At 54.8% G+C, this 21,748-nt stretch carries 15 protein-coding genes; 10 read left to right on the top strand and 5 right to left on the bottom strand.

Features of this window, described 5'->3' with window-relative positions; genetic code table 11:
- Positions 1-4 precede the first annotated feature (4 nt).
- From ACO2Q8_RS24390 to ACO2Q8_RS24375, 4 genes are all read left to right on the top strand, one after another.
- Complete coding sequence (locus ACO2Q8_RS24390; RefSeq protein WP_423347496.1) at positions 5-4,633, top strand: translocation/assembly module TamB domain-containing protein; 4,629 nt, start codon at positions 5-7, stop codon at positions 4,631-4,633.
- Positions 4,634-4,866: 233 nt separating this feature from the next.
- A complete protein-coding gene (locus tag ACO2Q8_RS24385; protein WP_423347495.1) occupies positions 4,867-8,007 on the top strand; it encodes an efflux RND transporter permease subunit in 3,141 nt (1,046 codons plus the stop codon).
- Between the two features lie 186 nt (positions 8,008-8,193).
- Positions 8,194-9,219: an efflux RND transporter periplasmic adaptor subunit gene (locus ACO2Q8_RS24380; protein ID WP_423347494.1), complete on the top strand. Its 1,026-nt coding sequence runs from the start codon at positions 8,194-8,196 to the stop codon at positions 9,217-9,219.
- On the top strand, positions 9,216-10,601 hold the full coding sequence (locus ACO2Q8_RS24375) for an efflux transporter outer membrane subunit (RefSeq protein WP_423347493.1): 1,386 nt from the start codon (positions 9,216-9,218) through the stop codon (positions 10,599-10,601). The genes ACO2Q8_RS24380 and ACO2Q8_RS24375 overlap by 4 nt, the downstream gene beginning before the upstream one ends.
- 12 nt (positions 10,602-10,613) lie before the next feature.
- Here ACO2Q8_RS24375 and ACO2Q8_RS24370 read toward each other — a convergent pair whose 3' ends face one another.
- The 4 genes from ACO2Q8_RS24370 to ACO2Q8_RS24355 all read right to left on the bottom strand — a co-directional run bounded on the left by ACO2Q8_RS24370 (position 10,614) and on the right by ACO2Q8_RS24355 (position 15,219).
- Positions 10,614-11,564, bottom strand: coding sequence for a DUF2279 domain-containing protein (locus tag ACO2Q8_RS24370; protein WP_423347492.1), 951 nt, complete (start codon positions 11,562-11,564; stop codon positions 10,614-10,616).
- A complete protein-coding gene (locus tag ACO2Q8_RS24365; RefSeq protein ID WP_423347491.1) occupies positions 11,565-12,137 on the bottom strand; it encodes a hypothetical protein in 573 nt (190 codons plus the stop codon).
- A 258-nt stretch (positions 12,138-12,395) separates the two neighbouring features.
- Positions 12,396-13,028, bottom strand: coding sequence for a response regulator (locus ACO2Q8_RS24360; RefSeq protein ID WP_423347490.1), 633 nt, complete (start codon positions 13,026-13,028; stop codon positions 12,396-12,398).
- 16 nt (positions 13,029-13,044) lie between these two features.
- Positions 13,045-15,219, bottom strand: a complete 2,175-nt coding sequence (locus ACO2Q8_RS24355) for a tetratricopeptide repeat-containing sensor histidine kinase (protein WP_423347489.1) — start codon at positions 15,217-15,219, stop codon at positions 13,045-13,047.
- A 223-nt stretch (positions 15,220-15,442) separates the two neighbouring features.
- Here ACO2Q8_RS24355 and ACO2Q8_RS24350 point away from each other — a divergent pair, with 223 nt between their 5' ends.
- Positions 15,443-15,655 carry a hypothetical protein gene (locus tag ACO2Q8_RS24350; protein ID WP_423347488.1) on the top strand — a complete coding sequence of 71 codons (213 nt, stop codon included), beginning with the start codon at positions 15,443-15,445 and terminating at the stop codon, positions 15,653-15,655.
- A 63-nt stretch (positions 15,656-15,718) separates the two neighbouring features.
- The gene (locus ACO2Q8_RS24345) at positions 15,719-15,871 is read left to right on the top strand and encodes a hypothetical protein (RefSeq protein WP_423347487.1); all 153 of its coding nucleotides are present in this window, start codon (positions 15,719-15,721) and stop codon (positions 15,869-15,871) included.
- Positions 15,872-15,965: 94 nt separating this feature from the next.
- Here ACO2Q8_RS24345 and ACO2Q8_RS24340 read toward each other — a convergent pair whose 3' ends face one another.
- Positions 15,966-17,198 (bottom strand): chorismate-binding protein, encoded by a 1,233-nt coding sequence (locus ACO2Q8_RS24340; protein WP_423347486.1) that lies wholly within the window; start codon positions 17,196-17,198, stop codon positions 15,966-15,968.
- 290 nt (positions 17,199-17,488) lie between these two features.
- On the opposite strand from ACO2Q8_RS24340, the gene ACO2Q8_RS24335 reads away from it, so the two are divergent.
- From ACO2Q8_RS24335 to ACO2Q8_RS24320, 4 genes are all read left to right on the top strand, one after another.
- Positions 17,489-18,259 carry a LytR/AlgR family response regulator transcription factor gene (locus ACO2Q8_RS24335; RefSeq protein ID WP_423347485.1) on the top strand — a complete coding sequence of 257 codons (771 nt, stop codon included), beginning with the start codon at positions 17,489-17,491 and terminating at the stop codon, positions 18,257-18,259.
- Positions 18,260-19,315, top strand: a complete 1,056-nt coding sequence (locus tag ACO2Q8_RS24330) for a sensor histidine kinase (RefSeq protein WP_423347484.1) — start codon at positions 18,260-18,262, stop codon at positions 19,313-19,315.
- A gap of 162 nt (positions 19,316-19,477) precedes the next feature.
- Positions 19,478-20,332, top strand: a complete 855-nt coding sequence (locus tag ACO2Q8_RS24325) for a pirin family protein (protein WP_423347483.1) — start codon at positions 19,478-19,480, stop codon at positions 20,330-20,332.
- Positions 20,333-20,439: 107 nt separating this feature from the next.
- Entirely contained in the window at positions 20,440-21,636 is a 1,197-nt protein-coding gene (locus ACO2Q8_RS24320; RefSeq protein WP_423347482.1) for a molybdopterin molybdotransferase MoeA, read from the top strand.
- Positions 21,637-21,748 lie beyond the last annotated feature (112 nt).

Raw genomic sequence — 21,748 nt, 5'->3', positions numbered from 1 at the left:
CCTGATGCGTTCCTTCTTCACCATACTCCTCAAGACCCTGCTCTACACCGTGCTGGTGGTGCTGCTGGTCGTCGGGATGGTGGGCGTCAGTCTGCAAATACCGGCCATACAAACTAAACTGGTCCGTTATGCGGCTAAACGGGTTTCCGAAAAGCTACTTTTCCCGGTTGATATTCAACGGATTGCCATCAACTTCTCGCTTCCGAACGTCTGGGTCAATTCGCTCACGCTGGAGGAGGTGACGATCCGGAACCGCGACCTGAAACCGATGATCAGCGTGGGCCGGCTGGAGGTGACGCTGGCCCTCGAAGAGCTGATCAACAACGCCGACCGCGACATTCACCTCGACGAAGTCCTGCTGTACCAACCCGACGTGGTGCTGGTGAAAGACGCCAAAACCGGTAACCTGAATATGGACGATTTTTTGGCGCGGATCAACGAAATGACCCGCGACACCACCAAACCGTCGATTGCCAACCAGAACATCCCGTTCACGATCGGAAAAGCCACGCTCATCGACGGAAAGTTTACGTACCACGACATGCGGAAACCGACTATGAGCGGTCGGCGGTTTGACTACAACCACTTTATCGTCAACAACTTAAGCGCCAACCTGAAAGATTTTCTGTTGCTCGGTGACACCATTGCCGTGGACATCAAACGGATGAAAGGGGTTGAAAAACAGGCCGATCTGCGCATTCACCGGCTCGACACGAAATTTCTCTATTGCGCCAAGGAAATGCGGCTGGACGACCTGTTGGCCCGCATCAACGGCTCCACGGTGCAAAACCGGCTGGTGTTTTCGTACGATAGCTTTTCGGCCTTCAACGAGTTTAACGACGAGGTGATTATGCGGGCCAACCTGCGCAATGCCGTCGTCCGGGCGCAGGACCTGGCACCGTTTACCTCCTATTTTGATACGAACTTCGACGTCGCCCAGGCATCGGGCGACTACGTGGGTTATATCCGGAATTTTAAAGTCACCAACGCCGACATCCGGTTTGGGCAAAACCGCCGAAGCCGTCTCGTGGGGGACCTGTCGTTCAAGGGCTTACCCGATACGGATGTCAATACGGTGGTCGATTTCCGGTTTAAACCTTCCGAGGTCAACCTACTCGACCTGCGTCCCTACTATTCGGATTCAGCGTTCAACCGCATTGCGGCCAAACTCGGCGTCGTCAACTTTGCGGCCACCTACGCCGGGCGGTTTATCGACTTCAAAACCGTTGGGACGTTTCGGACTGGCATCGGCTCGGTGTCGGGCGACCTGGCGCTGCACCTCAACGGCGACAAGGCAACGACATACCGGGGCAATCTGAAACTCAGCGATGTCAATGTCGGTGCCCTAATCGACCAGCCCGACCTGGTACAGCGCATCGACGGGCAGGGACAGTTTGAAGGCCGGGGCCTGACGATCAAAGATGGCTCGCTTGATTTGAACGCCCGGTTTAGCCGCGTCGGTTTCCGGCAGTACAACTACCAGAACCTGACGGTTCGGGGCAACCTGCAACAATCTTTTTTCAGGGGGGCGGTCAGCGTGCAGGATACCAACCTGGCGTTCAATTTGAACGGAGAATTCGACCTGCGGGGCCGGAAAAACCTCTTCGACGTGCGCGGTTCGGTGCAGAAAGCCGACTTTCTGGCAACCCGGCTGTTGGACGACAGCCTGCAAGTCCGGAGCGATCTGGACGTCAAACTGGAAGGCAATACGCTCAACGAACTGGTCGGAAACGCCCGCTTGCTGAATACCGCCGTGACCTATCGGAAGCGCAGTCTGGTGCTCGATACGCTGTTTCTGTCTTCGTCGGTCACCGACAGTGTGCGCTCGATTTCGGTCAATTCGGATTATCTCGATGCGGACCTGAAAGGAAATTTTCAATTGACACAGGTAGCCGACGACCTGAACCGGATTGCGAAAGAATACCGCCTGAATTTTGCTGGGAATGCCGCCGGAATGGCCGCCTACTACCAGCAGAAACTTCGCAAACCGGTGCCGGTTGTGCCTTACAACATCGATTACGCTTTTCTGCTCAAGAATTCACAGCCCCTGCTGGCGCTGGTATATCCGTCGTTGTACGTATCGCCCAACACCCGGCTGGAAGGTCGCTTCGGAGTAGATCAAACCTCCTTATTGACCGTCAACGGGGCCATCGATACGCTCAAATTTGACCAGTACAATTTTTACAAAAGCACGGTTGATCTGAACACCTCGAAGTTTGTCAACTCCCCGGAGGTGCTGGCGTCGCTGATTATCAACTCGGTCCAACAGCAGTTCGGCTCATTGGCGGCCACCGAAAATCTGCAGGCGGAGGCTTCCTGGGATGTCAACCACATCGATTTTACGACCAGCCTGCAACAGCAGAAAAGCACGAACCGCGCCGATCTGGGCGGATCGCTGACGTTCAAAGGCGATGCCATCGATATTGAACTCCGGAATTCCCGGTTTCGGCTGCTCGACAGTACCTGGACACTTTCGCCCGAGAACCTGATCCGGATTGTCGGGCCGGAAGTTACCATTCGAAACCTGGCGGTATCCAACCGAAATCAACTGATTGCCCTCAGCGGCAGAGTTTCGACGGATTCCCTGGAAACGCTCCAGGTCGAAACCAAAAACTTCCTGCTGTCGACCCTCAACCCGGTTTTTAACACCCGGATTTCCGGCGTTGCCAACGGCAAAGTGGCCGTTCGCGGGCTGTACGGATTGCCTCTGCTCGATGGGAACATTACGATCGATTCTCTGAAATACAACGACTTCCTGATTGGCAATATCATCAACCGCAGCACCCTCGACCAATCAAACCGGATTAATCTGGACACACGGATTCGTCGGCTCGACCGCGAAGTGCTGGCCATCACCGGCGTGTATTCCCCGGCGAAATCCGCCAATAATCCGCTCGATCTGAAAGCCGTTATGGACGGAACCGACCTGCGAATCCTGGAACCCTTTCTACGGGGCATCGCGACGAACATTGGCGGTTCGGCCACCGGCACCGTGACGATTAAAGGACCGGCCGCCAATCCGATTCTGGACGGAACGGTCGACGTAACCAACGGTCGGCTGACGCTCGACTACCTGAAAGCCGACATCGGTTTTTCGGATAAAATCCATTTTGGCCCCAACGAAATCGTTGCCCGAAACATGGTGCTGAACGACCTGAACGGTGGCCGGGCGACGCTGAACGGCGGGATTTTCCACGACGGTTTCAAGTATTTCACCGTCGACCTGAATATCCTCGACATGAAAAACTTCAAGATCATGAACACGACCCTGAAGGACAACGAGGACTTTTACGGCACCGCCGTCGCCAGCGGCCGGGCTAGCATTGAAGGGCCGTTTGACAACCTGGCGATCCGGGCCAACGTGACCAGCAACAAAGGCACCCGGATTTTCATCCCGCTCGATCAGGCGGCTACGGTTTCGCAGGAAGAAGTGATCCGGTTTATCAACGTCAACCCGGCCCAACGCGACAGCACTAGCAAACCGAATGAACCGGTGGTCGATCTATCGGGAATTCGAATGGATTTCAACCTGTCGATTACGCCCGATGCGTACTGCGAAATTCAGCTTGACCGGCAAACCGGCGACATCATCAAAGCCTATGGCACCGGCCAGCTCGCCATGCGGATCGATACGAAAGGCGATTTTACGATGACCGGGGCCTACGAAATCCAGCAGGGCGAATACACATTCACGTTCGAAAACGTCATCAACAAACGGTTTCAGATGTTGCCCAACAGCCGCATCACCTGGACCGGCGACCCCTATGAAGCAATGGTCGACGTAAAAACCGCCTACACCCAGTATGCGTCGCTGGCTCCGATTCTGCAATCGTATACCACCAACAGCTCGAACAACCCCGACCGCAACCGCCGGTATCCGGTGGACCTGCTGATTAACCTGAACGGACGGCTGCTGCAACCGGAAATCTCGTACGACCTGAAAGTGAAAGAATACCCGCAGCAGCCGGATTTTCGGCAGGCCGTGGCGGCTTTTGAATCCCGGCTGAAAAGCAACGATCAGGAATTAGGGCGGCAGGTAAGCAGCATTTTATTGTTCAGCCAGTTGGCTCCGGGCGAAGGCATCGGCCTGATCGATCCGGCCTCGGCCAACAACAACATGGTCGGGACGGGTTTGACCAACAGCCTCAGCGAATTAATTTCCAACCAGATCAGCCGTCTGGCGTCGAATTTGGACAAAAATCTGGATATCGGCGTTTCGTTGAACGGCCTGGATCAGAACATGGTCAACAACCTCCAGTTCCGGTTTTCGTACCGCTTCAACGACCGGTTCCGGATCAGCCGCGACGGCGGTTTTACCTACGGCCAGAACCAGACCAGCGTGGCCAGCCTACTCGGTGAATGGACGCTCGAATACTGGCTTTCGCCCGACGGTCAATTGCGGCTGAAAATGTACAACCGCAACCAGAACCAGCTTGGTGCCTTCAACACCACTACCTACGGCACGCTGACGACCGGGGGCGGCATGAGTATTCAGTATACCCGGTCGTTCAACCGGTTGTTTGGCCCCGCGCCCGAAGCACCCCGCCCCGGCGTTCCTACCCCGACCACACCCGCCGAACGCCCGGCCCCCACCGTTCCGACCGTCCGGCCCACTGCCTTGCAGAATAAATAGTACCCACGGACTTTAGTCCGTGATAGTGCCAATCTATTCGAAAGGTTAGCATTAAATCACAGACTAAAGTCCGTGGGTACGAGGAAATGAAGAATTTACATAAATCTATCGGGTTGTAGAAACCTTTTCAAAATCGATTGCTGTTCTTAAAACAATTCCATTCCGCGCCATCTCGCCTTCGATTTATCCCATTTTTAGTCTGTTTTCATTCCTGCTTTTCCTGACGTTAGGCCATGTGGATTGTCCGTTTAGCGCTTGAGAAAAAGTATACCATTGCCGTAATGGGCTTACTGATTCTGATCATGGGCGTTGTGTCCATCATCCAGATGCCAACTGATATTTTTCCGCGCATCAACATTCCGGTGGTGTCGGTGATCTGGGGTTATACGGGCCTGTCGACCAACGAGATGGAGAAGATGATCACGAATTTTAGCGAAACCTCCATCATCAACAACGTCAGTGATATTCAGCGGCTGGAATCGCAGACCTACAACGGAACGGCGGTTTTGAAGGTTTATTTTCAGCCTACGGTCAAGATCGAGGAAGCCATGGCCCAGGTGACAGCCATTGCCCAGACCATCCGCGTCCGGATGCCGCCCGGTACGCAACCCCCGCTGATTGTCCGGTATAACGCTACCGACGTACCGGTTTTACAACTGGGCCTTTCGAGCGACAGCCTGACCGAATCGCAGATTACCGACTACGGCGTCACCCGCATTCGGCCGCAGATTTCCACGGTGCAGGGCAGCCGTTTATCGCAACCGTTCGGGGGGAAATCGCGCCAAATCATGGTCGACCTTGACCCGGATTTAATGATCTCGCGGGGCGTGACGCCCGAAGAGGTGGTCAATGCGGTTTCGGCCCAAAACCTGACGCTGCCCAGCGGGCAGTTGCGCCTGGCCGAGCGCGAATACACCGTCCGGCTGAATACCAAACCCGACGTGATCGAGTCGCTGAACGACATTCCGGTCAAAGTGGTCAACGGCGTCACGATTCACATGCGCGATGTGGCCAACGTCCACGACGGTTCATCCATTCAAACGAACGTGGTCAAACAGGATGGCGGTCGGGGTGTGTTGATGAGCATCGTCAAGATTGGTAATGCGTCGACCACGGCCATTGTCGATAAAATCCAGAACGAAATCATTCCAACCCTGCGGGCTGCGGCCCCGAGCAACCTCAAAATCGTTGGGCTGTTCGACCAGTCGGTTTTTGTCCGGGCGTCCATTCACGGCGTGGTGGTCGAGGGCCTGATTGCGGCTCTGCTGACGGCGGCCATGATTCTGCTGTTTCTAGGCAGTTGGCGCAGTACGCTCATCGTCGCGGTTTCGATTCCGCTTTCGATTTTGACCTCGCTGACTGTATTGTATCTGATGGGCGAAACGCTGAACATCATGACCCTCGGCGGACTGGCGTTGGCGATCGGGATTCTGGTCGACGACGCCACGGTGACCATCGAAAACATTCACCGCAACGAAGAACTGGGCTTACCGCTCCGGCAGGCCATTCTGGACGGTGCGCAGCAAATCGCCACGCCCACGCTGGTGGCTACCCTGACGATCTGCATCGTTTTTGTTTCCGTCCTGTTCCTGGAAGGGCCAGCCCGGTTTCTGTTCGGGCCGCTGGCGCTGGCGGTCGTGTTTGCCATGCTGGCGTCGTATATTCTTTCCCGAACGCTGGTGCCGATGATGGCCGATTTGATGCTGCGGAACGAAACACATGCGCAGCCTGCTTCAGGAAAGGTTGACAACAGCCTGCACGCCCGTTTCAACCGGGAGTTCGATCGGTTACAAAACCGCTACCTGAGCGGGCTGGAATGGGCGTTGAGTCACCGCCGGTCGGTTCTGGCGGTTTTCGTGTTTGTCGTACTGCTTACCGCAGCGATGGTGCCGTTCATCGGTCGTGATTTTTTCCCCAGTGTCGATGCCGGGCAATTCCGGTTACACCTGCGCGCCCCGGCGGGGAGTCGGCTGGAAGAAACCGAACGCATTGCCGCCCGCACCGAAGCGCTGGTTCGCGAGGTCATTCCGGGGCAGGAAGTGGGCTCCATCATCAGCAACATCGGCCTGACCAGCGAACGGTATAACTTTATTTTCTCGGACAACTCTTCGATCAGTGCTGCCGACGCCGAATTGCTCGTGTCGCTGAACGAGGATAAAAGCCGCCCAACGCAGGACTACATTCGCAAACTGCGGCAGGTTTTCCGGGAAGAGTTGCCCGACGTAACCTTTTTCTTCCAACCCGCCGACATTGTCAGCCAGATTCTGAACTTTGGCTTAACGGCGCCTATCGACGTGCAAGTGATGGGCTTCGACCGGGGAAATAACCTCAAAATTGCCCGGGGGGTATTGCAACGAATCGCTCAGGTGCCGGGCGCAGTAGACGTGCATCTCCACCAGGTGCTCGATGCGCCGGAATTGTTCGTCAACGTCGACCGGGAACGGGCCGGGCAACTCGGGTTGAACGAGCAGAAAATTGCGACCAACCTCATGATTTCGATGAGCGGCACGGCGCAGGTAACGCCCAACTTCTGGCCCGATCCGCAAACCGGTTTTCCGTACCTGATCGCCGTGCAGACGCCCCCGTACCGGCTGAACACACTCGACAAGGTGCTGCAAACCCCGCTGGCCGTCAGTCAAAACCGGTCGACACCCCAGTTGCTGAGCAACGTGACCCGGGTCGAACGCAAGCTGACGCCGGTGATCATCAACCGCGTCAACACCCAACCGACGTACGATATTTATGCCTCCGTCGAGCGGACCGATCTGGGCTCGGTTTCCAACCAGATCGAAAAAATCCTGGCCGAATACCGTCCGCAACTAAAACCGGGTAACCAGATCGTAATTCGGGGTCAGGTGGAGAGTATGAACAGCGCCTTTTCGCGTCTTGGTCTCGGCATTGTCTTTGCGGCCGTCCTGGTCTATCTGCTGATGGTGGTCAATTTTCAGTCGTTCCGCTATCCGTTCATTATCATTACGGCTTTGCCGGGGGCGCTCTGTGGCATGGTCTGGCTATTGTTTCTGACCCATACGACGTTCAGCATCCCGTCGCTGATGGGTGCGATCATGAGCGTCGGTGTCGCCACAGCTAACAGTATTTTGCTGGTCAGCTTTGCCAAAGATCACTTGCCGGAGGTAAATTTCAACGCCCTGGAAGCGGCTCTGGAAGCCGGACGAACCCGGTTGCGGCCCATTCTGATGACGGCCATTGCCATGATCATCGGGATGTTACCGATGTCGCTGGGTCTGGGCGAAGGTGGAGAACAAAACGCCCCCCTGGGTCGGGCGGTCATCGGCGGTTTGCTGCTGGCGACGTTTACTACGCTGCTGTTTGTGCCGGTGGTGTTCAGCTATCTGGCCGGAAAGAAAAAATAGGGTGCGGTTTTCGGTAGCCAATTGCCAACAATGAATACTGAATATCGAAAACTGAATTCCATAAATGGAAAACCGAATACCGTAAAACCGTAAACTGAATACGTTTCATACATGCGACGCATCTGGATTTGGTTCGTACCTTTGAGCCTAGTTTTAGTCTTTGTTTTTATCGGTATTTTGCCCCGCATGCGAAATACGCAGGAGCTGCGCGCGGAAGCTGATGAGCAGAAAAACCGGCAGGAACTGGTGACCGTCACCACCGTAGCCCGCTCGAGCGACAGCACGGGTTTGGTCCTTCCGGGCCAGATTATGCCCTTTCGCGAAACGCCGGTGTACGCCCGCACGCAGGGGTTTCTGAAACGACGGCTGGTCGATATTGGCACCACGGTTCGCAGCGGCCAACTGCTGGCGACAGTCGAAGCGCCCGAACTGGACCAGGAACTGATCCGCGCCCGGGCCGATGTCCGGCTGGCCCAATCGAACCTCGACCGGCTGAAGAGTGTCAGTTTGCCCGGCGCGATTTCGCAGCAGGATCTGGACAACCGGCAGGCTACCTACGAAATGAACCAGGCTAACCTCCGCCGACTGGAAGCCCTGAAAGCCCTTCAGGAAATTCGGGCACCGTTCAACGGAATCATCACCGCCCGAAATGCCGAGGTGGGTAACCTGGTGTCGACCGGGGGCGCGATGCCGATGTATACCCTCTCGCAACTGGACACGCTGCGGGTCTATGTCGATGTACCACAAACGTATTACCAACTGATCAAAGTAGGCATGACGGCCACGGTTAGCGTACCGGAACTGAGCAAAACCTTTACCGGGAAAGTCGTCCGGACCTCGGGCACGCTCCGCACGGAATCCCGGACGTTGCTGGCCGAAGTCGCCATCCCGAACCACCGTCAGGAACTGGTATCGGGTTTATACGGGCAGGTAAAATTCAATCTGAAGGCTATCCAGCCGCCGGTTTTGATTCCGGCCAACACCCTGCTGGTTACTTCCGAAGGTCCGCGCATTGTGGTGGTTCAGCCCAACCGGGTGCTACGGTTTCAGCCCATTACGCTGGGCCGGGATTACGGCACTACACTTGAAGTGTTGTCGGGTCTGCAGGGTCAGGAGCAGGTTGTCACCAACCCCAACGACCGGCTGAAAGACGGGCAGCAGGTTCGGATTAAATTGCAGGGTCAAAGCTCGGCCCCAAAACAGAAAGTATGAGAAAATCAGTTTATTGTCGCATTGCGGTTCTTTTGTTGAGTGTAACAGCCACGTGGGCGCAGCCAGCGGCTTCGTCCGGAAGTTCGTCGGGCGGTGCGGTTGCCATGCCCAATCCCGTGCGCAGCGGCTGGGCGGTTTTTCGGGATCAGACCCTCGATTCGCTGATTGACGTAGGCTTGACCAACAACCCCGATGTCCGGGTGGCCGTCAACCGGGTGGAAGAAGCCCGGATTCGGGTTCGGGTGGCGCAGTCGTTTCTGTCTCCGTCCATCCGCAGCAGCCTGAATATCACCACACAAAGTTTATCGGAATACCGCCCGGTTGCCGTTCCGGTCGCCAGCGAACGGCTCCCCCGGATTCAGCTCAACACGTTTCAGATTCTGCCCATCGACGCCAGTTATGAGGTCGATCTGTTCCGGCGGATTCGGAGCAACGTGCAGCTTACCGATCTGCAACGGCAGGTGTCGGAGTCGGATGTGCAGATCACGCAACTGGTTGTTGCTTCGGAAATTGCCCGGTTGTATTACCTGATTCGGGCCAATGACAGCGAACAGACCGTCGTGCGCCGGAACATCAGCCTGCGCGACTCAACCATCTCGATCATCCGCGCCCGGTTTCAGGCTGGTCTGACCAACGAAATCGACGCCAAGCGGGCCGAAACCGACCTGGCCAACGTCCGGGTGCTGCTGCTGGGCCTGGAACGCAGCCGGACCGAGCTCGTCAACGGCCTGGGGGCACTCTGCGGACAGAACCCGGCCACGTTTTCGCTCTCGCCCGGTCGGCTGGGAACCGGTTTTCCGGCCTTGCCCTTCGCCACGATTACCGCCGACCAGCTTCGCCGTCGGCCCGATTTGTTGCAGGCCGAACAACAGACGCAGATCGCTAATGTCCAGATTCAGGTGAATCAGGCCGCTTTGTACCCGCGCATCAACCTGGTCGGTAATGGCGGAACGCTGACCGGCCGGATCGGCAACCTGTTTTTCCCGGCCAGCATGACGTACCTGCTCGGGATCAACGCCAGCGTGCCTATTTTTGAGGGCAAACGAAACCAGCAAACCATCGCGTTGGCTAAGCAGCAATACCGCACCGCCGATGTCGCCTATCAGCAACGGTTGCTGACCGCCCAGCGCGAGGCTGAAACCGCCCTCGACAACCTGCAAACGACCCGTCAGCAGATCGACGCCCAGAACACGGCCCTCGAATCGGCCCGGTATACCGAGCGACTTAACCGCGAACTTTACGTGAAAGGGCTGACCACGTTCCTGGAAGTGCTCGACGCCCAGCGGACGGTTCTGGATTCCGAACGGCAACTGGTGGTGTTACAAGGTCAGCAGGCGTCATATACCGTCGCATTGCTGAAAGCGCTGGGGGGCAGCTTTTAAACGCGGTTCGAGTCAGTTCAACAACAGAAGGTGCCCTCTGATTTTACCCTGCGTCGAAAATTCCAGGGCCGGGCTGGGTAATTGCAGGGTATTTAGCAGCAGAAATACCGACCGAACGAATCGACTTCGGGTTCGGATGGTCGTCAGATCAACACTAGGCGCTATAAAAAAACGGCGGTAGCGGGCAATATCGGATCGATCCATCGGATCGCCCGTCGGGCTCAGCCAGCGGTTTTCACGTCGGCCCAGCATCAGCCGGGAGCCGTATCCCAGGGAAAAGCCTAGCCAGGCCGGAAGACGGCTTTTGGGAACAAACGCCCGGATATTCGCGCTGATCCAGTAGGTTTGTACGTTATAATCGTTCAAAAGTCGATTCAGAAGGCCACGCCCAAGTAGCTGATCGGCGCGCCCTTCCAATCTCCTTTCGTATGGATACGGTTTATAGGCCATCACTTTGAGCTGGAGCCGTTGCTGGTGCCAAGCGGTCTGTTGAGCGAGATAGAGGTTCACCCCCATCAGGTTAGTCACAAAATCACTCCAACTGAAGCCCCAGTTGGCCGAAAAACCGTCTGCCACTTCAATCAGACTTTGATAGCCGAAGGCCGAAAGGGACCCGATCAGATCGGCTTTCGGTGTACTCACTCCCGCCGACTTCCAGGTCGACGACGACAGACGGGCGAGTGAGTAAGCCGTCCAGAGGTGGCCCAGCTTATCCATTTGATTCCAATCATTCCAGTCGTTGGCAGACTGAAACGCCTGCCTGGGATAATCGGCATACCAGGACTGGTACAGGGCTAGCCAGGAACCCGTTGCAGCCACTCCGTGGAGCGCGATGGTGCCATAGAAAGCTGCCCTTTTTTGGGGGGGAGCCGTAGAATCAATCCAACGAACGTCCTGACCGGATACGATCGTTGATACGCACAGACTGTAGAATAGCATCCAGCCTTGAAAGAGCCGCTTCATTTACAACCGGATATTTCCGCGCAACCCAAAGGCATGGGTGGCAAACGTGGTTCGACTCAGGTACAGAGCCACGGTCAGTATCCGGTTATTGACCGGTAATTGGTAGCCGATATACCCGGCGCGGGCAAAACCGCTGGAACCAAAGAACGACGGAAAGCGCAGCCCAAGTCCCAAATTACCGCCGATCACGTATTTATCCTGGTGTACATAATGAGCCTCCCCGAGCACGCTGACCAGGTTGGCCGCTTCTCCGGTTGAAAAAAAATAGGCTGTTTCTTTCCGGGCCAGAAAATGCGTGTAATTCAGCCGCCCACCTACATACAGATTTTCTAAGACTGATACCGGACGAGTTGCGCTGGCATCAATTCCAAAGCCAACCGAGTGGAATGACCCGAAACTCCAGACGGGTTTTGCCAGTGAAAGTCCTACATCGATCCGCCAGGTAGCCAGAGATACCGAAGGCTGGGCCGCTACCGACACAATCGCCCAGATGCTGACTAAGACGGTACTGAAGCCTGCCCGGATGAGCCGTACGGTTTTCAGACCTGAAAGAAGGAAGTCGACTGTTCTCATAGCACGAACGTTTACAAGGATAAGGCGTTATGAATCCGTCGGAAAACGCCGGATGTCCGTAGCATGGACGTATTCGGTGAATACCGCCTTCGGTTTCATAAGGGAATGCGTTGATGGAGAGTGGCCCTAAAATTGAACGACCAAATTTTCCGATTCGGAGTGCAGATCGGAATAGTTAGTGCTAACCATTTTCACAGCATGGTGCGCACCGGTGCGCCCGGAAGAAAGGATCGAAGAACTCGACTTGCCGGTAGAGAGTTAAACCAGCCCCTGTTCCCTGGCAAAGTTGAGCAGCCCAACAGGGGTGTAGATGTTGAGTTTACGGCAGATGTTCCGACGGTGAGCGTTAATGGTAAACTCGCTGACATACAGCCGGTCGCTGATTTGCCGGGTGGTCAGCCCTTGTGCAATCATCCGGATAATCTCAGTTTCCCGTTTGGTAATCTGGTATTTTCGGGCAAAATCATCTGCCTGTATCCGGGGTTCTGAAACGTCCGTGTGGGCTGATTCAGGAAACCAGGTCCGGCCTTCCGCCAGTGTCCGAATGGCGTTCTTCAGCGTGCCGGAATTGCTCGTTTTCAGCAAATAACCGTCTGCGCCCAACACTTGGATTTCCTTCTTTAATTGGGGTTGGTCGTAGCTGGTGAAGATAATAACTTTCAGGTGTGGGAAATCTTTTTTTATGATTTTGAGGGAGTCAATTCCGTCCGGATAAGGCATATTCAAATCCAGCAGAATGATGTCGACTTCCTGCGTCCTGAGCCGATCAATCAATTGACGGCCGTTGAAAACCGGCTCGACCACCCGGACATCGTCCATTTCTTCCAGCACCGATACCAGCCCATCGACTAGCAACGGGTGGTCATCGGCAATCAGAACGCGAATCGGCATCCTCATAGTCAGGCATTTAAGTAGGAATCTCCAGCACAACGATTGTTCCTCGGTCGGCCTTCCGTTTGATTTCCAACTGACCGTTCAAATACGCCACCTTGGCTTTCAGTTCCCGGAGGCCCTTGCCATGATCGATCGCTGCTTCGTCGATCCCAATGCCTTCATCTTCGACCATAACGGAAAGGGTATGCTCGTGTTCGATTACCTCGATCAAAGCGTAATTCGTCTTTGCGTGTTTCAAAATGTTTTGGACCAATTCCAGGATAATCCGGTAGACGTCGTTCAGCAACGAAATAGAATATCGTTGCGGGTTTTCAAACCCGATGATCACGGTTTCCAGTTTAATTTTACCGGCCAGATTTACGGTTTCGGCCAATTCTTCAATGGCTTTCCGAAAGCCATACCGCTCGAGATTTAAGGGCATCAACTGGTGGCTCAGCCCCCGGATCGTCGTCGAAACAGACGTCAGCACCTCCTGGGTTTTGTATAACTTCTGTTCGGTCCGATCATGAGTAATGCCCTTCTCGAGAGCCGACGAAATGTTGATCGTTGCCAGCGCCAGCATCGCGTTTACTTCGTGGTGCAATTGATCGGCGATCTGATGGCGTTGCTTTTCTTCCGCTTGCATGATTCCTTCCATCAGTTCAATATGACGCTGTTTTTCAAGCTGTTCCAACTGACTCTTCTGTAAAGCCTCCTGCTGCCGGCTTCGAATCTGACGATTTCTCAGGTATAAAACCAGCAACACGATGATGAGAACAGCCAGGCCGATTACGACTGCATAAAAACCGCGTTCCCGCCGGATTTCGCGGTCTCGTGCCAGCCCCTCGGCGTTCAGGCGACTGATTTGCTGTTCTTTATCCCGAATCCGAACCTTCGCCAAAATTTCCTGGATCGCCCGGTATTGATTCAGATTTGTCAACGAATCTTTGATGGCGTAAAAGTGATTGAGGGCCGTACTGTAGCCGAGATAATCGCCTTTCGCTTTCAGAAAACCGGCATACTGTTTATAGTAGTAATAACCGGCCGCCGTATATTCCCGGTTGCTGATGGTCGGCCGAAACGTTTCAAAAATCCGACCAGCCTGGTCCAACTGGCCATTCAATACCAGCGCATGGGCGTAATAAATATCGTTTGGCAACAAATTTAGCCCGGTATTCGCTCCCCCGAATTTCCTGACCATCCCGTAGTACCCCAACGCTTTTTTATACTCTCCTGCCTTCTCGGCCAGCAAACCAGCCGCCGTGAAATAACCCGCATACGGAATCTGGTCTTCCTTTACCCCAAACAGATGTCGGCTCCGATCCAGGTAAGTTCGGGCGGTCGCCAGATCGTTCTGGTACGCTTTGACAACCGCAATTTCCGCGTTGAAATAAGCCGCCTGAATGCTCGCCGGATTGGGCTTGACGGTGGCGTTATAAAAAAGCTCGGCAAACTTCCAGGCGTTTTCGTAGTCAGTAAGCAGCAAATTGATCTGCATCAACTGGTAGTATACGCTCGGCCCGGCGTTTCGGAACGTAAAGGCGGTCCGTTCGTACAATTTTCGGGGATATCGGTTCAGGCTCGAATCTTTCGCCAGTTCCAGGAGTGACTCAAATTCGGTGACTTGCCGTTGCGGACTGTTTTGGTAGAAACGCACGGCCCGGTTGTATCGGGCTGTAAACAAAGCGTTTTTATCGGGTAAACTAGTCGCCAACCGGATGGCTTTTGCAAAGTATTGCTGCACTCTGGCCGTATCATCCAAATACAAATTGGTCATGAAGGTGTAGATGAACGACAGATTTTCCCAATCTTTCGCCTGTTGGCATTCCCGTTCGCCCAGCGTCAGGTACTTTCTGAATTCCTCCTCCCGCCCCCATTCACCGTACATCAGGGCTGTTCCGACAAGGGCTTCCCGGAAAAACCGGGTATGAGGGCCGGCATTTTCACGCGCCTGCTGGTACAGTAATTCGCCCTCTTTTGAAAAAACCATCGACGATTTAGCCCGTGCCCAGCCCATCAGCAGGATATGCACCCAGTGCCGGTTGCGGGTTTTTCGTACCAGCGGCACGTACTCCGCCAACATTCCATAACTGCGGTTGATATCGGTTCGGGCGGTAGTCTGCATCAGGTCACAAGCTGCCCGAAAGGAAGTTTCGGTAATGGGCAGGCGTTTTAGCGATTCCCACTGGCTGCGATTCTCCGATCCCATTCCAGTTTGTCCCTGGATGGCGTGCGCAAGAAGGCTAAATTGTATCAAGCAGGCAACTACGGTCCGGTACATTACGCAAGGAATTGATCGCCAAGTAAATATAACTAAATACAGGTTACTACAGTGAAAAGGACTATCCCATTCCGTCAAAGGGCACAAATCTTTCAAACCTTCTCCGCCAGGCCGCGTTTTAGTGGTATTTTCCACTCAAACCTGTCTTGTCATGGCACTCCCAAACAGCCCTGTTGCGACGGCAACCGACCGCACGGCCGACGCTGAATACCCCGAAAACATGCCTACCAGTGGTTACGGTGGCTCGGCATCGATGCCAACCGGCCCCGATGAAGACGACGAAGAATACGACGAAGAAGAACTCACCATCACCGACGATGACGACGAAGATCCGGTTGATGAGGAAGACGAGGATGAGGTCTAATCATCGGCAAAACCGGCCAACGGCCCCATCCATTTTATAACCAGCCTTAAATTCTGACGAACGATGGAACCTGAAGAAAACAAACAACCTGAAGAAGAATCGGTGGAAACCTATCACGACCAGGATTCGGAACCACCCGCCGAAAGCGCCCAGGCCAACCGCACCACGGAAGAACACCGCGCCCCGAATGATCCGGCGGAAGGAGCGAGGGAATGAAGAGTTATGAGTTAAGAATTAAGAATTAAGAGTTATGAGTTGGCTGACGCATTCGCTAGTCGCGAAGCAACTCATAACTCTTAACTCTTAATTCTTAACTCAATAAAGAAAGGAGTGTGTCGCACTTCATTTCGGTTTCACGCCATTCCTTGGCGGGGACGGAGTCTTCGGTGATACCGGCTCCGGCGTATAGGGTGCCTTCGGTACCTTCGAGCTTCATGCAGCGCAGGTTAACGAAAATATGCGTTTCGGCTCCCTCGGTTCGGTAGAGATTGACCGGGCCGAGAAATCCGCTGTACAGTTCCCGTTGGTGGGTTTCGTTGGCCAATATGAATTCCTGGGCGGCTTCGCGCGGCATGCCGCAGACCGCCGAGGTGGGGTGCAAAAGCCGCAGCATCACGGTGCCCAGTTGCGGGAAGTTCACGGTTCGTGTATCGACGGAGTAATCCGACCGCAGGTGCATGAGATTCCCGGCCACCACTGTCCGGGGGCCTTCCTCGAGGTATTCGCGCACCCGGATTTTCTTGAAACACCCGATAATATAGCGGCCAACGAGGGCCTGTTCTTCAATTTCTTTCTGCGTCCAGGGCGCATCAGCGGGGCGCTTGGGCCGGCCTTCCGAATCGAACGCCGATTGCGTTCCGGCCAGGGCCACCGTGCGAAAAATACCGGCTCCGTCGACACTGACCAGCCGCTCAGGCGTCGCACCAATCCAGACCTGGTTGCGGTCGGGCAGGTAAACCGCCGAAACGAAGGCCGTCGGATAAGCCTGGCAGAGTCGGTTGAACAAGGATGGAATATCCGGCTGCTCATCGAACCGCACGGTTTTGGTCCGCGATAACACCACCTTTCGAAATTGGTTCCGTTCCATCCGGCGAATGGCCCGGCTGACGCTTTCTTCAAATTGCTTCTGCTGTTCGTCCGGAGGCTGCACGACCTGCACCGTCGGGCGGGCTTGCAATTGTTCGTCCGACCGGGCGGTTTTAAACAGAGCGCCGGACGCCGGATGATCCGCCGAAAGCTTGTGGTGGGTTTCCAGGATGGTACCGTTTTCGTCGAAACGCCAGTAGAAATCCGCTTTTAGAAATAAGGTTTGTTCTGTTTCCGGATTCAGGAACGGACTAACCGCAAACCCCATCGGCAGTTCCTCCAGTTCCATCGACACGGTCGATACCGTTCCGGATGCATCGATAATCAATTCCCGCGCGGTTTGGTTGGGCAACCGCCAGAGCGCTGCGGGAAAGCCCGCCAGCACAGCCGCCTGCCAAATCGACTGGTCGGTTTGCTGCGTTTGTACGGCTGATGAGAAGTGCCTTGAAAATTGCATTATCGAAATAGCTTCGCTGCAAATTTAGTTCTAATCCGGTAACAGTTTGTTCTTATTTTTTGTGCGACAAAAGCGGATTCTTCGAAAAAATTTAGCGAACCTTCGCCGTAGATGCACACTCAGCCCCCCTCAGAACGCTCCTGTTTTCCCAAACATCCCTCGAAATAAGTCGATGACAGTTCAAACCGCCAAGCTACCAGTTCACCCGGCAAATAAAACAGTTCACGGATTTTTTAACTTGCATCTTCCCGGCAAAACCCGTTTTTCAGCTATTTTTTACGCACAATGAAATGATACAAATTCTGATCGTGGAAGACGAACCGTTGGCGGTCCGGAAGCTGGTTACGCTATTGGCCCAGCTTAAAACCGCTTCGCAGGTGGTGAGCGTAACCGACGGCATCGAATCGACCGTTAACTGGCTTCGAACCAACCCGTCACCCGACCTGGTTTTGATGGACATCGAACTCTCTGACGGACAAAGCTTTGAGATTTTTCAGCAGGTTTCGATCGAATGTCCGGTTGTGTTCACGACCTCCTACGACGAATTTGCGGTCCGGTCGTTCCAGAGTAACCGCTTCACCTACCTGCTCAAGCCGATTAAGAAAGACGAACTGGAACGGGTGCTGGCTTCTCTCCCAGACCATAACCTACCGACCATTACCTCGACCGACATCGGCGAACTGGTGGAAGATTTGCGAAAAAAAAGCCGAAAACCGGAGTTCCGCAGCCAGTTTCTGGCCCGTCAGCAACAGCAGTTGGTCTCGGTCGATGCCGCCGACATCCGGTTTTTCTACGCCAAAGAAGGGGTGACTTATCTGTACGGCCGGGACCGAAACCGCTACATCGTCGATTACTCGCTCGACGTGCTGGAAGAATCGCTGGAACCGCAGCGGTTTTTTCGCATCAACGACCAGTTTATCGTCGAAATCGGGGCGGTTTCGCAAATTCATGCTTACCTTAACGGCCAACTCAAACTGGATCTGGATTCCGGCGGGCTGGTCCATGACATCCTGGTCAGCCGTGACCGGACTCGGGCGTTCAAAGCGTGGATCGGACGATAAATGCAGAAGCTGAATGATACCTGGATGCGCCTGGTTGGCGTTCCGCTGCTGGCGCTGATCGGGCAGTGGACCATGTACGGGTATACGAATGTGCCGTATCCGGACGATTGGCGCATCCCATTTTTCTTCATTCTGGGCAGTGTGCTGGTCTGGGAAACCAACCGCTGGGGCATCATTTTATCCCGCCGAAAATATCCGGAACTGACCCAAACCCTGCGCCGGATTGTGTACCAGTTAAGCTGGTTTGTCTTCTTCGCCAGCCTGATTCGGATTACGCAAACGTTTTTCTACGAACTGATCGGAATCTGGCCCTCGGAGGAGTCGCTGCTCTTCAAACCGTATTTTTTTAATACTCTCGTGTCGGTAGTCGGCACCGTTCAGATTGCCGCCTACTACGAAGGCGTTTACCTCTATCAGCGCTGGAAAATCACGTACACGGAAGCGCAGGAATTGAAGAAAGTGAACCTGCAAAGCCAGCTCGATTCACTCAAAACCCAGATCAACCCCCATTTTCTGTTCAACAACCTCAATTCGCTCTCGTCGCTCATCACGAGTGATACCGACCAGGCCGAACGGTTTGTCGATGAACTGTCGTCGGTGTACCGGTATTTACTCCAGCAAAACAACCGCGACCTGTGCCCGCTTACCGATGAGGTGAACTTCATCATGGCGTACTTTCATCTGCTCAAAACCCGGTACGGCGACGGTATTTTTCTGGAAACCCAGATCGAGCCGCATTACCTGACCTACCTGATTCCGCCCCTGACGCTCCAGATTCTGCTCGAAAACGCCATCAAACACAACATCATCGCCGTCAGTAGACCGCTGACGATCAGGCTTTATACCGAGGAAGGCCATCTCTTCGTGGAGAACAACATCCAGAAAAAGAAGGTCGCCGTTCCCTCCAACCAGATCGGTTTGCAGAACATCATGATCAAGTACAAACTCCTCGCCCACTCGCCCGTCACAATCCGCTACGATGAGCATACGTTTCTTGTCGGTGTGCCGCTGCTGGCACCAACGACGGAGATAGTGATTAACCAGCATCCTCAATAACTAACTGTAAATCAGCTAGTAGCTTCGAAAAGCGACCCGGTTTATCTCTTTAGCACTATTGAAACCGGAAGCTAAGCTAAGCTAAGCGCAGGTAAGAACATGAACTAATTTTTTATAATTAATGTATATACATTAAATGTTTATACCTTAAATTACATCGCCATGAAAACTGAACGCACCATTCAGCAATTGATCCCCGCGCCGTTGATGAGCATGGGTGAACTCCGGGTTCGTCAGCCGCTGCCTTCCTCCCGGCTGAGTTACCTCGACCCGTTCGTCCTGCTGCATCACGGGCATAGTTTTCTGAAAGAGAACGAAAATCCCGATCACGCGGGCGTGGGCCCGCACCCACACCGGGGCTTTTCGCCGGTGACGTTCGTGTTCAAGGGCGGTATTCGGCACCGCGACAGCCGGGGCAACGACCGCAGTGTTTACGAAGGCGGTACGCAGTGGATGAACGCCGGTCTGGGCATCATGCACAGCGAACGGCCCTTGTCTGACGAGCTGGAAATCATTCAGATGTGGGTCAATACGCCGATGGCGCATAAAAAAGACCAGCCCTCCTATTACCCGCTGTTAAAGGAAGAAACGCCTTCGTTTGTCAGCGAGGACGGCTTGGTGACGGTCAACGTAGTTTCGGGGGAACTGCTAGGCGTAAAAGGGCCGATTCCGACCTTTACGCCGATTAATTCGGCAACCCTGCACCTGAAAACCGGTGGCAAAATTTACCTGCCGCTGCCAGCCAGCCACAACGCGTTTGTGTATTTGCTGGACGGCAAACTCCGCGTTGGTGAACAAACCGACGTGCAGGCCCGGTACATGGTCGTGCCCGAAAACGACGGCGACGGCCTGACCCTCGAAGCACTCGAAGACACACGCGTCCTGTTGATGTCGGGCGAACCGAGTGGCGAGAAAATCGTGGCGCAGGGGCCGTTTGTGATGAACAGTGAAATTGAAGTGATGGAAGCTTACCGGGATTTCCGGATTGGAAAAATGGGCATCCTGATCGAAGACTAAGGTGTGGTTTCTGATTGCAGTGCGGGTTGCGGAGTTTTTACTAAGTTTCGGGTAAATTCTCCGCAATCCGCCTTTTTTTGTCAATCCATTCGTTTAAAACCAGACCGATGATTTCCGTTTCCGACGCTTACTCGATTGTTTTGAACCACCCGCTGGCCGTAGCCGCCGAAGCCATTCCGCTGACGCAGGCTACCGGACGGGTTTTGCATGAACCCTTGGCTGCCGACCGTGACCTGCCGCCGTTCGACCGCGTTTCTATGGATGGAATCGCGATTGCGTACGCTTCCTGGGCGGACGGCCAACGGCGGTTTCGGGTGGCCGGTGCGCAGTTTGCCGGACAACCCGCCCAGACGCTGACCGACGAAACGGCTTGTCTGGAAGTCATGACCGGCGCCATGCTGCCAACCGGAACGGATTCGGTCATTCGGTATGAGGACATTCAGATTTCCGACGGAGTGGCTGAAATTCAGCTTGATACGGTCCAACCGGGCCAGAACGTGCATCGTCGGGCGACAGATCGGCGGCAGCACGAGGAACTGGTTCCGGCCGGAACCCGCTTAGGCCCCGCCGAGATGGCCGTGGCCGCATCGGTCGGAAAAGCCACCGTGCGGGTCAGCCAGCGACCGCGAATTGCCCTGATTTCGACGGGCGACGAATTGGTCGATGTGGCCGAAACGCCGGAGCCGTACCAGATTCGCCGGTCGAATACGTATTTGCTGCAAACCGTCCTGGAAAGCGCCGGGGCCGAAACCGCCCTGCTGCATTTGCCCGACGACGCCGACGCGATGGAAACCGCCCTGAAAACGCTGCTGGCGGAGTTTGATGCGCTGGTGCTGAGTGGGGGCGTTTCGGCCGGAAAAGCGGATTTTGTACCCGGTGTGATGGCGCGGCTGGGCGTGCGGCAACAGTTTCATCAAGTGGCGCAGCGACCCGGAAAACCGCTCTGGTTTGGCGCTTCTGAAGCGGGTAAAGTCGTTTTTGGCCTGCCCGGCAATCCGGTTTCTACCTTTTTGTGCGCGTATCGGTATCTGCTCCCCTGGCTACAAACGTCGTTGGGCCTGCCGATTGCTCCGCCCCCCGTGGCACGGCTGGTCCGAAAAATTTCGTTTGCCCCGAAGCTAACCTATTTCCTTTCGGTCAGTTTATCCGTAAATTCCGAAGGAATCTGGCTAGCCGAACCCTTGCCCGGCAGCGGCTCTGCTGACTACGCCAACCTGCTCCGCTGCGACGGTTTTATGGAACTGCCGCCGGACCAGACGGAGTTCGCGGAGGGCGAAGCGTTTCCGGTTTACACGTTCCGCTAACGTACCCACGGACCGCCGGGCGGCCCCGTTCAGTCCGTGTGAGTTGGTATGACCAATTAGATGGAATAAACTCCCAAAACACGGACTGAACGGGGCCGCCCGGCGGTCCGTG

The sequence above is a fragment of the Larkinella sp. VNQ87 genome (genome assembly GCF_049445795.1).
Classification (GTDB): domain Bacteria; phylum Bacteroidota; class Bacteroidia; order Cytophagales; family Spirosomataceae; genus Larkinella.
Note: the sequence above shows the minus strand (reverse complement) of the source record. Positions and strands in the feature narration are given on the sequence as shown.